Raw genomic sequence first — 15,757 nt, 5'->3', positions numbered from 1 at the left:
CAATCTTTTGTAGTAAATCGAAACGGCATCCTTAATTTCTATCTTATAGATATAAGTTACATATATTCAGTGTATTATATTTTAGTTTGGTAGAATATGGGTATAAATAAGTATAAATGATACGGTTGTTCCTTCAAAAAAGCATCTGCATTTCTTGCTTTTACTCTGATAAACTGTACAAAATTCCTGTCTTTCCAAGTCCTGAAAGGACTACTCCCCAATGAATTGTTTTTCGGAATAGGATATCAGCATAGTTCAGCAAAGTTTTAATGTCGACAGAAAACTAATAATCAAAACTAAAAGGCCTATGAAGACTTAGAAGAACGACCAAACTGATTCCGGATTTATACATCTTCCGGATGGAACATTCCTTTTTTTTATGTTTAACCGAAAAATTTAATGTATGACAAAAAGAACTAACCTGTTTCCGAGTTTGATCAAAGCTCGTGAAATGAATTGCCTCAAAATAGCAGGTGCCAGTTTGCTGCTATTATGTATGTCACCCCAGTTTGCTGTGGCCGATAGCCTAAAGCAAGATGCAGTTACCGTCACACAACAGCACAATGTAAAAGCCAGCGGCATTGTTACCGATGAAGCCGGCGAACCTCTCGTTGGTGTATCCGTATTGGTAAAAGGGACTACTTTGGGAAGTATTACCGACCTGAAAGGAAGATTCTCTCTGGATGTTCCGGAAGGAAGCACTTTTGAGATTTCTTATATTGGTTATAAAACACAGATTGTCAAAGCGGAGAGAACTCCGATGAATATTGTTCTGAAGGAGGATACTCAGAAGCTGGATGAAGTTGTTGTAGTGGGCTTTGGTACCCAAAAGAAGGTTAACTTGACGGGGGCGGTATCGGCTGTGACCGGTGACGATATTTCGAAACGACCGGTTGCCAATGCCGCTATCCTGTTGCAAGGACAAATTCCGGGATTGCGTGTCAATCAGGGGCTTGGACAGCCCGGTGGCGAAGGGACTTCTTTCCGTATCCGTGGTCAGGGGACTTTCTCTTCTGCCGGATCAGATCCTTTGATCTTGATCAATGGCGTACCGGGTAGTATGACCAACCTCGACCCCAGTGTGATCGAGAGTGTTTCCGTTTTGAAAGATGCTGCTTCGGCAGCCATTTACGGAGCAAGAGCCGCCAACGGTGTTATTCTCGTTACTACCAAGCAGGGTGCCGTGGGAGATAAGGTGAGCATTAGTTATCATGGGAATATTGGTTTGCATACACCGACCAAACTCTACGACCGGATTACCAATTCGGCAGAATATATGGAGTTGGCAAATCTGGCCTGGAAGAACTCCGGAACCGGAAAGCAGTACACCCAAGATCAGATCAACCTCTATCGGAATAATGTCGGTGACCCCCAATATCCCAATTTCGATTGGCAGGACTATATGTTCCGTACGGCCGTAGTGCAGACACATAATCTCTCGATGGCCGGAAGTACAGAGAAAACTACTTATAACGTGGCTTTGAATTTTGTAGATCAGCCGGGTACTATGCGTGGATTCAAATATAGAAAGTATAACGCCACAATCGACCTTACCGCACGCATTACCAATTTCATCAAAGTCGGAACCTATGCCAACCTGATGTATGGTGAAACGGAACAACCCCGTCAAGGCCAGAACGATGCATTCCTCTCTACTCTTTCGCAAGCACCGACTTATATGCCTTGGTTGCCGGACGACGGAACAGGGATTCGTCGTTGGACAAGTTCGGCTTATTCGTTCGAAAGCCATAACAAGAATATGCCTGCCATTATCGGAGAGAATGCGATGAAACGTGACAACAATTTCGATATTAATGCCCAACTGTGGTTAGAGATTAACTTGGCTAAGGGATTGACATGGTACACCAAGGGTGCTGCCCGTCTTCAGTCGAACAAAAGTAAAGACTGGAGAGGGAGTACGACTTATACTTACGATTACCACACCGGAGAGAAGTCGTCCGAGCTTGATAAAGGAGGATTGGGGCTGAGCGTGGGCGATAGCCGCCGTTTCTATACCAATCTTTATAGTTACTTGAAATATGACCTGTCACTGGCGGAGAATGCACACAATTTCTCTTTGATGGTAGGTTATAATCAGGAATCGGAAAAATATGAAACGCTCAACGCTTACCGTAAGGACTTTGCCTTTGACCTGCCGGTGCTCAATGCCGGTGGTACGGCCGATTGGAGCAACAGCGGAGGTGAAGAAGAATGGGCTATCCAGTCTTTATTCGGACGTTTCAACTATAATTTCAAGGAGCGCTATCTGTTTGAAGCCAATATGCGCTATGACGGAACTTCGCGTATTTCCGATGAAAACCGTTGGGGTGTGTTCCCGTCATTCTCAGTCGCCTGGCGTGCTACGGAAGAAGAGTTCATAAAAAAAATGAACCTCAACTGGCTGAATAACTTCAAACTGAGAGGCTCATGGGGACAGTTGGGCAACCAGAATATCGGGCTTTATCCTTATCAGGCCATGATCTCCGGGGTAAATGACTATCCGTTTACCAAAACTTCGGACGGAGTGGTTATCGGTTATCAGCAGACGGCTTATGCCAATCGTAACATCAAGTGGGAGACGACTACCATTACCGATATCGGTTTTGACTTACAGGTGTTTGACGGTTTGAGTGTGACCTTCGACTGGTATAAAAAGACCACCGATGACATTTTGCGCTCTTCACAGGTGTCCAGTTTGCTCGGACTTTCGGCTCCGACTGTAAACAATGGCTCGGTAGAGAATAAAGGTATAGAGGTTGCCCTGAATTATGCCAATATGGTAAAGGGAGGCACACTCAAGGGACTCCGTTATAATGCCGGTGTTTATTTTGACCGTTCGCGCAACAAACTGACTGAATTTGGCGCAGAGGAGATCGGAAGTTACAGTATCAAACGTGAGGGATTGCCTTACGATGAATACTACATGCTGGAGTGCATCGGTGTATTTGCCGACAAGGCCGAGATTGACGCTTCGCCGAAGCAGTTTAATGACAACACCCAGCCGGGTGACCTGAAGTATAAGGATATCAGCGGCCCTGATGGGAAACCGGACGGAGTGATCGATAATTACGACCGCCGTACTTTCTCCGGACGCTTCCCCGGCTTTGAATATGGCATCAATGCCAGTGCCACCTGGAAAGGCTTCGACCTGTCGTTGATCGGTCAGGGAGTAGCTGATAAGAAATATTACACCACTGACTGGGGAGTGCAGCCTTTCATGCAAGGCGCTTCTCCCAACAAAGACTATATCAAGCACATGTGGACGGAAGAAAACCCGTATGGAGCCAAACATCCCAAACTTTATTGGCAGGATATGGGCGGAGGCAAGAATACACGTCCCAACAGCTATTATCTGAAAGACGCTTCTTTCTTCCGGTTGAAGAATGTGACACTTGGCTATACGTTACCGCGGGTATGGACCGAAAAGGCAAATATCTCCAAAGTACGTATTTACTTCTCCGGTGACAACCTGTTGACCCTGACCCCTTACAAAGGACTCGACCCCGAACGTAACGGTGACGGAAGAGATGCCATCTATCCACAAAACAGAATCTACTCGTTTGGTTTAAATGTTGAATTTTAATTAGGACATGCAATGAAAAAGAATATTCATATATTGTTAGCTGCCACATTACTTTTCGGTGCCACCTCGTGTGAAGACTTTCTTCAGAAAGATCCTCCGTCAAGTCCTTCGCAAAGCGTATTCTGGCAGAAGAAGAGTGACTTTGAATCAGCTTTGGCCGGAACCTATTCGGTCATGTACTCCGGTGTATTCTCTCAGATTATGCCTTGTCTGGACGGATTGACCGATAATGCAATCGTGCAACACAGTGAAGGTACCTACGGTTGGGCCAAGACCATCGCCCAGGGAGACCTTACTCCCAATCAGGGCGGGTTCGTGACCGACATTTATGGTAATTGCTATAAAGGCATTGCCCGTGTACATATCCTGATGGAACAACTCGAACAGTATACCGGATCGGATATCAGTGCAGACGATAAGAAGTTTATGCTCGCACAGTGTAAAGCGTTGCGCGGTTACTTTTATTCATGGTTGTATCAGTGTTACAAAGAAGTGCCTGTCGTGACCCAGTCACTCGATCTGAACACAATGTACCAGCCTAAGGCCCCCCGTGCCGAAGTGTTGAACCGTGTGATGACCGACTATGACGAGGCTATCAGCGAATTGCCCGATAAACTGTATTCCGACTCACAGACATCCGGACGATTTACCGTTTCGGCTGTCAAGGCTCTGAAGGCGAGAATTCTGTTGTTCGATGCCTACGATAGCAATGGGAAGGCCATCCCTTCGAAGATGGAAGAGGTGCTGACTTTGTTGCAGAGTATCAAAGGATATAGCCTGGCAGCACGTGTACGTGACAATTTTATCTCTGAGAAACAATTGGCATCACCGGAAATCATGTTCTCCGTCCGCTTCCTGCGTCCGAACCTGACTCACTCCATGGACTTGTATTATGGTGCCTGGGCTGTTCTCGATCCGACCCGCAATATGGTGGATGCATTTGAATGTACGGATGGAAAACCGTGGGGAGAGTCGCCTCTGACCGTACGTCCTGACGAAAGCATATTGTATGGTAACAATGATGCGCTGAAGAAAGCAGAACGTGCCAAGATGTTCATGAACAGGGACCGCCGTCTGTATGAGTCGGTCAATCACTCCATGATGGCTAACTTTGCCGGTGACGGATGGAAAGACGAAGAGGTACAGGTGAACGAATCGAACAATAAAGGACCTACCGGTTTCAGTGCCCTCAAATACATTCAGCCTACGGATGTGACACCCGGATACAGTACTGTTTCGGATGCAGATGTAATCGTGTTGCGCTATGCTCATGTATTGCTGATGATAGCCGAGGCGGAGAATGAAGCCCATGGACCCACTACGACAGCTCTGGATGCTATAAACAAAGTAAGGACACGCTCCGGTCAGCCAGCTATCGGGGCAGGTATTTCACAGGACGACCTTCGCGAACGTATCCGGAACGAATGGCGTATTGAGACTTGTTTTGAAGGTTTACGTTACTTCCAGTTGAAACGATGGAAGCTGATGGATAAACTGGTGAACGGAGCGGAAGATCCCGCCTATCCGGGATATATCAAGGTGTATAAACCTGCATTTGAATTCTTCCCCATTCCGCAGTCCGAAATAGACAAGGCAGGCGGTGTCCTGAAGCAAGATCCGGCCTATGAGTAAGGGTACGAAGAAGACATGACCGGTAGCCGGATTCACGGTTGGTAATAAAGATGATAAGCCGACGGAACGCATGCTTCATAAGGAAGAAGCGCGTTGCCGTCGGCTTTTTGTATTTTAAAAGAGGAGGTCTTTTCCAGAACTCCGAAAGTAAGAATGATTATGCCATGATGAAAGCGTAAATCAGAATTCCCAACGTGGTCAGCAAACCGGCATAGATCGTGATTTCCGTATGTTTCACTTTGCCGAAGGAAGTGCCTTTGGCTATTTTCTTCAACAGATAGCACATCAGTGTAGCTCCGCAGTATCCTATGACAGCTCCTACAATCAGGTCGCCCGGATAGTGTACTCCCAGATAGATGCGTGTATAGCAGTTCAGTGTGGCCCATAGGAGAATGAAAAGGCTCAGCCACCGTTTGCGGAACAGGAAAACCAGGAAGAAGGCAAGTCCGAAAGAGTTGGAGGCATGACAGGATGGAAACCCGTAGCGTCCGCCCCGGTAGTTGTTTACTACGTGAACGAGGTCGGAGATCGGATTCTCCGGGTTTGCCGGGCGCAAGCGCTCTACGACGGGACGTATCAGGCCGGCACAAACCTGATCGGCAAAAGTAATGGTCAGCGCGATGGCAGCCAGACAGCACAAAGTTATTTTCCAGTTGAAATTCTTTAGCAGTACATACAAGATGCTGGCATACATCGGCACCCAGATCCATTTCCCGGTGAAGGTACTCATAAAATAGTCGGCAAAGGTGTTATGAAAACCGTTGAGGTATAGCAGCAGGTTCTGGTCTACGTTGGCCAGTGACTGGATAAGGTCGTTAGTCATATCGTTGTTGGGTTATGGGGTGATTATCTTTTAGCGAGGTCGTCGTACAGCTTTTGCAAATATGCTTTAGCTTTGGGTAAATTCTCTCCTTTATGTTCTCCTTCGTCCGAAACGACAGAGTTCGATTCACAGTTGAATACGACTTCATTTTCCGGTGTCATCATTCCGAAAGCGTTCGGGAAAGTGAAGAATCCGAAGTGAGGAGAGGCCGGGTTAAGCATGTTTTTACTGAAAGCGAATTCTTTGTGCGGAAGTCCCAGTTGCCCCAGCAGTGTGGCGGCAATGTCGATCTGTGAACCGTAAGTATCGATATGTTTCGGTTCTTTCACCGCTCCTCCTATGAAAATCAACGGAATCCGGTAACGGTCTACGGTCAGGTTATCTATATCCTGCGGATAGGCTCCCAGATGATCGGGTACAAGAATGATGACCGTATTCTTCCATAAAGGAGTCTCTTTGAACCGACGTACAAAGTCGCCGGCACAACTGTCCGCATAAGCAAAAGCATTCAGTCTCGGATTGTCCAGCCGTTGAAACGGAACTTCGAAAGGTTCGTGACTGCTCGAAGTCTGTACTATTTTCATAAAAGGTTCTTTGGGAGGATTCTGTTCCAGGTCGTTCAGCAGTCGGTTGAATACCACGTGGTCGTGTGCTCCCCATTTGCTGAGACGTTCGGAAAGAGGAAAATCCTTATCGGAAACAATGTTGTCGATTCCTGCCTGAATCAGGTAAGAACGCATATTGGTGAAGTCGGCATCTCCTCCGTAATAATATTGCAAGTCGTATCCTGCCTTTTTCAGGCTGCCGGGGATCGAAGGCAAGTGTTGCGTCTTCTTCGGGTACTTCATGATGCTGGTGGTCGGTTGTGCCGGATAACCACTGATGATGGCTGCCAGGCCGCGGTCGGTACGGAAGCTGTTGGCGAAGAAGTGGGTAAACAAGACCCCTTCACGTCCGAACTGATCCATGTTGATAGCTACGTTGGGTTCTCCTCCAAGGGTTTCCATCAGTTTGGACGAGAAGCTTTCGAGTATGATTAATACTACGTTCGGGCGTTCGGTAGTGAAAAGCTGAGGAACACTGTCGGACGGAGTAACCGGTTTATCCTTGAGTTCCGCGAAGAGTTTGTCGGCCTCCTCAGCCGTCATGAACCGGTATTGTTTGTCGAAATTATCCTGTCGCGACAACGACTCCATCAGGCTGAAACAAGGATTGATGGCTGCATGGTTCAGTCGCTGGTTGCTGCTGAAGTAAGCTTTGCTCAGATTCATGGTCGACACCGTGAAGCCTCCCCGTATCGGGATGAACAGGAGTCCGGTGACGAGCAGCAGAACTCCGGATACGCTTAACCGGTGGAAAGGTATTTTCAGAGGTTGCTTCTGATAAATCAGCACCCGATAGAATATCCAGTAAAGCAGGGCTGCATAAACGGCGATTGCGGCCAGTCCGGCTATTACGACCCAAATGCTGACACTGGCCAATGCGTCTTTGGGAGAAGAAAAGAGGTAAAAAAGCGGGGTGGCATCCAGACGGAACCCCCAGTATTCATATAACCCTAAGTCACCGATAAAGATACAGGATAGCAGGATGGCTATGATCATGAAGTATACCCGGCGTATCTGGCGGATAATGGAAGGTTGTATCCAGACCGAAGCGATCAGCAGTAGTCCGGGAATAGCGGTCAGATAACCGGCAAGCGAAAGGTCCAACGGAAGCCCGTGCCCTATCACGGAGAAATAATCAGTCCATGACACCTTATTATATAAGGTATGGTAGTAACCCATGAAAATTGGTTTCTGGAGGACGAATATGAGGACAAAAAGAAAATAAGTCGTGACGAATTGGATAAGTCTTCTCTTCATAAACTCTATACTTAAAAAGATTGAACGGTCACAAAGGTACGATTCTTTTCTTTATCTTTGCGCATTAACTGTGGTAAAACAGAGAGCTATATGGCAAAAATCGCAAAGAAACTTACCGAACTGATAGGCCATACTCCGTTGATGGAGTTGTCCGGTTATAGTCGTAAATACGGCCTGCAAGAGAATATTATCGCTAAACTGGAGTCATTTAACCCTGCCGGAAGCGTAAAGGACCGGGTGGCACTTTCGATGATTGAGGATGCCGAGAAGAGAGGAGTTCTGAAGCCCGGTGCCACGATCATCGAGCCGACCAGCGGAAATACCGGTGTGGGACTGGCCATGGTGGCTACCATTAAAGGGTATCAGTTGATACTGACCATGCCCGAAACGATGAGTCTGGAACGTCGCAATCTGTTGAAAGCACTGGGAGCACAAATTGTATTGACTGACGGGTTGGCAGGAATGGCCGGTTCCATAGCCAAAGCTGAGGAACTGAAAGATTCGATCCCCGGTTCGGTCATTCTGCAACAGTTTGAGAATCCTTCGAATGCGGAGGTGCACACACGCTTCACCGGCGAAGAGATCTGGCAGGACACTGACGGCCAGGTGGCTGTGTTTGTAGCGGGAGTAGGAACGGGCGGAACCGTTTGCGGGGTGGCCCGTGCACTGAAAAAGTATAATCCGGATGTATATATAGTAGCTGTGGAACCGGCGTCGTCTCCCGTACTTGAAGGCGGGAAGGCCGCTCCCCACCGTATACAAGGGATTGGGGCGAATTTTGTTCCCGGTATTTACGATGCTTCGGTTGTAGACGAAATCATGCCTGTGCCTGACGATGAGGCGATCCGTGGCGGGCGTGAATTGGCTTCTACGGAAGGACTGTTGGCGGGGATTTCTTCCGGAGCCGTTGTTTATGCAGCCCGCAAGCTGGCCGAACGTCCGGAGTTTAAAGGAAAGAGGATCGTGGCTTTATTGCCCGACACCGGCGAGCGTTATCTCTCTACCGAGTTATTTGCGTTTGACGCTTATCCTCTGGATTAAAAAGCACACTCGTGCTTGTCTGACATTTTAATATATATGAACCGGGGATCGGCCTCTGACCGATCTGTGGAGAAAGAAACTGTATGTTCAGCGTATACTCCCCATTACCGGTTCGTTTTTAATAGATTATTTATGAATCGAAAAACTATCATTGTTCCCTTTCCTTTGGGAGAGGGGATAGGGAGGAAGTATCTTTTTCTCCTTCTTTTCTCCATCTTTTCCATATCCCTTTCCGCTCAGACCTATCAGGAACTTTCTGAGAAGGCCGTCGAGTGTGTTGGAAAAGACAGTCTGGCGCAAGCCGAGGATCTTTTGAAGCAGGCATTGAGACTGGAACCGAAGAATCCCCATAATGCTCTGTTGTTTTCTAATCTCGGCTTGGTGCAACGCAAGCTGGGACGTTATAATGATGCTGTCGAGTCGTATACTTATGCACTCAACATTGCGCCACTCGCCGTACCCATTTTGCTGAACCGTGCCGCCATCTATCTGGAGCAGGGTATGCAGGACAAGGCTTATGTGGATTATTGCCAGGTGATGGATGTGGACAAGAAGAATACGGAAGCCTTGCTGATGCGGGCGTATATTTATATGTTGCGGCGGGATTATAAAGGGGCTCGTCTGGACTACCAGCGTTTGCTGGAAATTGATCCGAAGAATTATAACGGACGCCTCGGCTTGGCAACTTTGGAACAGAAAGAGGGCAAATTTCGTGAATCGCTCGATCTCCTGAACCAATTGTTGGTGGAATTTCCCGAAGATGCCGTTTTGTATGTGGCCCGTGCCGATGTAGAGCGGGATATGAAACATGAAGATCTGGCACTGGTGGATTTGGACGAAGCCATCCGCCTGGCGCCTAACTCCGTCGATGCCTATTTGCTGAGGGGGGATATCTATCTGGACCAGAAAAAGAAGTCGCAGGCGAAGGCAGATTTCGAGAAAGCTATTTCGCTGGGAGTGCCCCCTGCCGATGTTCACGAACAGATGCAACAATGCAAATAATTTCGGAAAATAATAGTCCGGAAGCTTGACTTTTGCTGTTGATTATCGTATCTTTGTAAGCGTAATCATAAACTATATTCAGATTAAAATACGGTAGAAGGGAGAAGTTGAAAGCTTTTCCCTTTTTTTATGCCTTTTCTGTTCATCGGCACGGGAAGCCGGGGTATATGGGGGGAAGCCCGGCTTTCGGATGATGAAAGCCCGGCTTTTCGACCCAAACAGACGGTTGCTCCGACTCGGACAGACACCGTCTTCCGACCCGGATGAAGCTTTGTTCCGGTGCATTACAATATGTGTTATGAAAATATCTCCTATTGTTATCGGCCGGTAGCCTACCCGGTTAATAAAACATAAAACTGCTCTTGACAAAATCCGGTTGCGGTTTCTCTTCCGGTCATACAAACTGGCGGATCAGCGCGACAAATTCTTTTCCGTATTTTTTCTTTTTGTATTCGCCAATCCCATTGATGTTGCCGAATGCTTCGACGGTTGTGGGACGCGACAGGCAGAGCAGGTGCAGCACTTTGTCCGATAACACGATGTATGCCGGGAGTGCTTCCTGGTCGGCCAGTTGCTTGCGCAACGCGCGCAAGGCCTCGAAGAGGTCTTCTTCCTTGCTTCTGCTTTCTCCGTCCCATGCCTGTGCATGGACGTTTACGGTCTTTCTTCTCTTTCTGGCGGTAGCAGGCTTTTCTCTCCGGATGACAACCAGCATTGCCCTCTCACGGCCAAAAAGGACGTCACTTCCGCTCTTTGTTATTTTCAGGTGATTGTTTTCGTTGTAGGCTATCTCAAAGTATCCCATTTGCAGCATTTGCAGCAAATAGTCCTGCCAGTCGCGCGCCGGGATTTCTCTTCCGGCTCCAAACGTTTTCAGCTCCGTATAAGCTTTTTCGGTGATTTCAGCAGTCGGGTTCCCTCTCAGGATATCTATCAGGAGAGTTATGCCTGCCTGTTGGTTGGTACGGGCTATGGCGCTTAAGGCTTTTTGAACGATGACAGTTCCGTCGAAGCGCTCGGGCGGATTACGGCATACATCGCAGTTGCCGCAATCTTCAGTAGCCGTTTCGCCGAAATAGCTCAATAAGATACGTCGCCGGCAGATGTCGGCTTCGGCATATTGTTGCATCCGGTTTAATTTTTCCAGATTGATATTCTGCTGGTTGCTTTCTGTTGCAAACTTTGTCAGCAAAATCAGGTCGCCCAATGAATAGAATAAAATCGTATCGCTGGGCATACCGTCACGCCCCGCACGGCCGATTTCCTGGTAAAAACTTTCGATGCTTTTCGGCAGGTTATAATGTATCACCCACCTGACATTCGACTTGTCAATGCCCATCCCAAAAGCGATGGTGGCACATACCACTTCGATCCGGTCGTTGATGAAGTCGTCTTGTGCTTCGTCCCGTTGGCGGGCAGACAGTCCGGCATGGTAGACGCCGCAACGGATGCCATGCTTTTGCAACATCTGTGCCACTGTTTCAGTTTTACTGCGGCTCATGCAGTAAATGATTCCGCTTTCACCCCGGTGGCGGGCAATGAAGTCTACGATGGCTTTGCTCTTCTCCTTGGGTTGGTAGCCTCTTTTTACAGACAGGCTCAGGTTAGGGCGGTCGAATGATGAAATAAATATCTCCGGCTGCTTCAGTTGTAGTTGGCGGACAATGTCTTCCCTTGTGATTTTATCTGCCGTGGCAGTCAGGGCAATCATGGGGATGTTGGGGAATTGAGTACGTAAGAATCCCATCCGGGCATATTCCGGGCGGAAATCGTGTCCCCATTGCGAAATACAGTGGGCTTCGTCTACCGCAAACAGTGAGATGGTCATATCCCTCAGCAGATAGTCGGCTTCGGAGAGCAGTTTCTCCGGTGATATGTAGAGCAGCTTGAGCTTGCCTGAGATACAGGCCCTGCGTAAGTTGGCATTTTCGGATTCGTCGTTGCTGCTGTTCAGTGCACCTGCAGGTATTCCGTTGGCACAGAGGGATTCTACCTGATCCTTCATCAGTGAAATAAGAGGTGAAATAACAATTGCAGTGCCTTCCATCAGCAAGGCCGGAAGCTGATAACAGATTGATTTGCCTCCCCCCGTGGGCATCAGAACCAGCGCGTCTCTCTTACTCATCAGGTTTCGGATGATCTCTTCCTGCAGGGGACGGAAGCTGTCATAACCGAAATAAGTTTTGAGGGTTTGTATCATTTGATATTTTTCATTCATCTTTCGGGCAAAGGTACGCTTTATTTCCGGGTTATTAAAAGTTAAATATTCTTATTAACGCCCCTTTTTACCCACTTTTCGACGATTTTGATTGTTTTTATATCAAAAATATATACGAAAAAGTTGTGTATATCAAAATAATGTATGAAATTTGTGACATCTAAAGTTACAAATTAATAGTGATATTTAAAAACAAACCCTAACCAGTTAATTCAATGAGTGATTTAGAAAACAAAACCCAGGAAGAAACTCCTAAAAAACGCCCTTACAATTTAAGGGAGAAGAAAGAAAAGAAAGCTGCTTACCGGTCTTTAATCAGACCAGAATTGGCAGATGAGTTGTATGACAAGATTCTGAACATCATTGTTGTACAGAAGAAGTACAGAGACCCTGACTATTCGGCTAAAGATTTGGCGAAGGAACTGAAAACCAATACCCGTTATCTTTCGGCTGTAGTTAATTCTCGCTTTGGTATGAACTATTCTTGCCTGCTGAACGAGTACAGAGTAAAAGATGCTTTGCACTTGTTGACGGATAAAAGATATGCCGACAAGAATGTAGAGGAAATCAGTGCGATGGTTGGTTTCGCTAACCGTCAGTCTTTTTACGCTGCATTTTATAAAAACGTAGGTGAAACACCCAACGGATATCGTAAAAAACACGCAGAAAAAAAGAAATAATTGCATTTCTTGAAACGGAATAAAAAGGAATTATCTCAGAGTACGGCTTTGAGGTATTTCCTTTTTATGTTTTATAACCTCAACGTCTAAAGGTATGAAGAAACATTTTATTTCAATGGCTGCGGCCGCAATCTTACTGACTGCTTGCGGCAGAGCCGAAAAAACAAACCCTGCTGCGGCAGATAATTTTAAATATACAGTGGAACAATTTGCAGATTTACAGATATTACGCTATCGCGTACCCGGATTTGAGAATTTAACTCTCAAACAGAAAGAGTTGGTTTATTATCTGACTCAGGCTGCGTTGGAAGGAAGAGATATTCTGTTTGATCAGAACGGAAAGTACAATCTTACCATCCGTCGGGCGCTTGAGACGATCTATACGGATTATGCCGGTGACAGAAACAGCCCGGACTTCGTGAATCTGACCACCTATCTGAAACGCGTATGGTTCTCAAACGGTATTCACCACCATTATGGTTCGGAGAAATTTGTTCCGGGCTTTACGCCGGAGTTTCTGAAACAAGCATTGCTCAGTGTAGATGCTTCCGGGCTGCCGTTGGCTCAAGGACAGACGGTAGAACAACTGTATGAGGAGCTGTCACCCGTTATTTTTGATCCGAAGGTGATGCCTAAGCGAGTGAATCAGGCGGACGGCGAAGACTTGGTGCTGACTTCGGCCAGCAATTACTATGACGGGGTCACCCAGCAGGAAGCTGAGGATTTCTATAATGCGATGAAGGACCCCAAAGATGAAACCCCTGTCTCTTACGGACTGAACAGCCGTCTGGTTAAAGAGAACGGAAAGATCGTCGAGAAGGTATGGAAAGTAGGAGGGCTTTATACACAGGCCATCGAAAAGATTGTGTATTGGCTGAAGAAAGCTGAAGGGGTGGCAGAAGACGAAGCTCAGAAGGCTGCCATCGGCAAGCTGATTGAATACTACGAGACCGGTGACCTGAAGACGTTTGACGAATATGCCATCCTTTGGGTGAAAGATCTGAATTCACGCATTGACTTTACAAACGGATTTACTGAAACATACGGTGATCCGCTCGGGATGAAGGCCAGCTGGGAGTCCATCGTGAACTTTAAAGACCTGGAGGCTACGCGCCGTACTGAACTGATAAGCGGCAATGCCCAATGGTTCGAAGATCATTCCCCAGTGGACAAGCAATTTAAGAAAGAAAAGGTGAAAGGGGTGACTGCCAAAGTGATTACTGCTGCCATTCTTGGCGGAGACTTATATCCGGCGACGGCTATCGGAATCAACTTGCCTAACTCTAACTGGATTCGCAGCCATCATGGCTCCAAGTCGGTCACTATCGGGAATATCACCGACGCTTATAACAAAGCGGCTCATGGAAACGGATTCAACGAAGAGTTTGTGTACAGTGATACAGAAAAGCAACTGATCGATAAATATGGTGATCTGACAGGAGAATTGCATACCGACTTGCACGAATGCCTGGGTCACGGTTCCGGAAAATTACTTCCGGGAGTTGATCCGGATGCCTTGAAAGCCTATGGATCTACAATAGAGGAGGCACGTGCCGATCTGTTCGGACTTTACTACGTAGCCGATCCTAAATTGCTGGAATTGGGCTTGGTGCCGGCTGAAGAGGCTTACAAGGCCGAATACTATACCTATCTGATGAATGGCCTGATGACCCAGTTGGTGCGTATCGAGCCGGGCAACAGTGTTGAAGAGGCTCACATGCGCAACCGCCAGCTCATTGCCCGTTGGGTGTTTGAGAAGGGTAAGGCCGATAAGGTGGTGGAGATGGTGCAGAAAGACGGTAAGACTTACGTCGTGGTGAACGACTATCAGAAACTTCGCCATCTCTTTGGCGAATTGCTGGCCGAGATACAGCGCATCAAGTCGACCGGAGACTTTGCAGCAGCCCGTTCGCTGGTAGAAACCTATGCCGTAAAAGTAGACCCCGAACTTCACTCCGAAGTATTGGCCCGCTATAAGAAACTGAACCTGGCGCCTTATAAAGGATTCGTGAATCCAAGATACGATGCGGTAACCGACGAGAAAGGAAATATAATTGATGTAAAAGTAACCTATGATGAAGGCTATGCCGAGCAGATGCTGCGTTATAGCAGGGACTATTCGCCACTGCCTTCTGTAAACGATTAACCCATGGATGTAAAAGAACAATTGAAAGATATTAAAACACAGCTCCGTCTCTCTATGAACGGAGTTGTGTCACAAAGCATGCGTGAGAAGGGGCTGGACTATAAACTGAACTTTGGTGTTGAGTTGCCCCGTATCAAGAGCATCGCCGCTGCTTATGAGAAGAACCATGACTTGGCACAAGCCTTGTGGAAAGAGAATATCCGCGAGTGTAAGATTCTGGCAGGTTTATTGCAGCCGATAGATACCTTCTTTCCCGAGATAGCTGATATCTGGGTAGAGGATATCCGCAATATTGAGATAGCAGAACTTACGTGTATGAATCTGTTTCAAAACCTGCCTTATGCCCCGGCGAAAACTTTCCAGTGGATTGCGGATGAGGCGGAATATACACAAGTTTGTGGCTTCCTTACCATAGCCCGTCTGTTGATGAAAAAGGGAGATATGGCCGAACGCCCTGCGGGTGAATTGCTCAATCAGGCGATTTGTGCTGTACAATCGGGAAGTTATCATGTCCGTAATGCGGCAATGCTTGCTATCCGTAAGTATATGCAGCATAGTGAAGAACATACTTTCCAGGTATGTCGCCTGGTAGAAGGCATGGCCAACTCTGATAAAGAAGCGGAACAGATGCTGTATACGATGGTGAGAGAGGAAATTAGCGATTAACGATAAGGTTGTGTCGAAACTTCACCACAGATTACGCAGGTTTTCACGGATTATCAACATCGATAATCAATGACTTAAAACTCACTCAGTGTCACTCTGTGCCC

General features: G+C 47.1%; 10 protein-coding genes. 7 read left to right on the top strand and 3 right to left on the bottom strand.

All coding sequences use genetic code 11. The annotated features are described in order from the left end of the window. The first annotated feature begins 403 nt into the window (after positions 1–403). Both G7Y45_RS18085 and G7Y45_RS18080 read left to right on the top strand, forming a co-directional pair. Entirely contained in the window at positions 404–3,583 is a 3,180-nt protein-coding gene (locus tag G7Y45_RS18085) for a TonB-dependent receptor (protein ID WP_165017827.1), read from the top strand. 12 nt (positions 3,584–3,595) lie between these two features. Continuing rightward, complete coding sequence (locus G7Y45_RS18080) at positions 3,596–5,215, top strand: RagB/SusD family nutrient uptake outer membrane protein (protein WP_165017824.1); 1,620 nt, start codon at positions 3,596–3,598, stop codon at positions 5,213–5,215. Positions 5,216–5,372: 157 nt separating this feature from the next. Here G7Y45_RS18080 and G7Y45_RS18075 read toward each other — a convergent pair whose 3' ends face one another. Together G7Y45_RS18075 and G7Y45_RS18070 are read right to left on the bottom strand one after the other, a co-directional pair. After that, complete coding sequence (locus G7Y45_RS18075) at positions 5,373–6,038, bottom strand: phosphatase PAP2 family protein (RefSeq protein WP_165017821.1); 666 nt, start codon at positions 6,036–6,038, stop codon at positions 5,373–5,375. 23 nt (positions 6,039–6,061) lie between these two features. After that, the gene (locus G7Y45_RS18070; protein ID WP_165017817.1) at positions 6,062–7,900 is read right to left on the bottom strand and encodes an LTA synthase family protein; all 1,839 of its coding nucleotides are present in this window, start codon (positions 7,898–7,900) and stop codon (positions 6,062–6,064) included. A 90-nt stretch (positions 7,901–7,990) separates the two neighbouring features. Between G7Y45_RS18070 and cysK the strand changes: the two genes are divergently transcribed. Beyond that, entirely contained in the window at positions 7,991–8,941 is a 951-nt protein-coding gene (cysK, locus tag G7Y45_RS18065; RefSeq protein ID WP_165017814.1) for a cysteine synthase A, read from the top strand. Positions 8,942–9,073: 132 nt separating this feature from the next. Beyond that, on the top strand, positions 9,074–9,943 hold the full coding sequence (locus tag G7Y45_RS18060) for a lipopolysaccharide assembly protein LapB (protein ID WP_050550260.1): 870 nt from the start codon (positions 9,074–9,076) through the stop codon (positions 9,941–9,943). Positions 9,944–10,337: 394 nt separating this feature from the next. On the opposite strand, the gene recQ is transcribed toward G7Y45_RS18060, so the two are convergent. Beyond that, positions 10,338–12,143: a DNA helicase RecQ gene (recQ, locus tag G7Y45_RS18055; protein WP_165017811.1), complete on the bottom strand. Its 1,806-nt coding sequence runs from the start codon at positions 12,141–12,143 to the stop codon at positions 10,338–10,340. Between the two features lie 233 nt (positions 12,144–12,376). On the opposite strand from recQ, the gene G7Y45_RS18050 reads away from it, so the two are divergent. The 3 genes from G7Y45_RS18050 (at position 12,377) to G7Y45_RS18040 (ending at position 15,653) form a co-directional block, all read left to right on the top strand. Beyond that, positions 12,377–12,841: an AraC family transcriptional regulator gene (locus tag G7Y45_RS18050; RefSeq protein ID WP_005780854.1), complete on the top strand. Its 465-nt coding sequence runs from the start codon at positions 12,377–12,379 to the stop codon at positions 12,839–12,841. Between the two features lie 94 nt (positions 12,842–12,935). Beyond that, on the top strand, positions 12,936–14,987 hold the full coding sequence (locus tag G7Y45_RS18045; protein WP_165017808.1) for a dihydrofolate reductase: 2,052 nt from the start codon (positions 12,936–12,938) through the stop codon (positions 14,985–14,987). Positions 14,988–14,990: 3 nt separating this feature from the next. Then, positions 14,991–15,653 carry a DNA alkylation repair protein gene (locus tag G7Y45_RS18040; protein ID WP_165017805.1) on the top strand — a complete coding sequence of 221 codons (663 nt, stop codon included), beginning with the start codon at positions 14,991–14,993 and terminating at the stop codon, positions 15,651–15,653. Positions 15,654–15,757 lie beyond the last annotated feature (104 nt).

Source organism: Bacteroides sp. ZJ-18, assembly GCF_011038705.2.
In the GTDB taxonomy this organism is placed as follows: Bacteria; Bacteroidota; Bacteroidia; order Bacteroidales; family Bacteroidaceae; genus Bacteroides; species Bacteroides hominis.
Note: the sequence above shows the minus strand (reverse complement) of the source record. Positions and strands in the feature narration are given on the sequence as shown.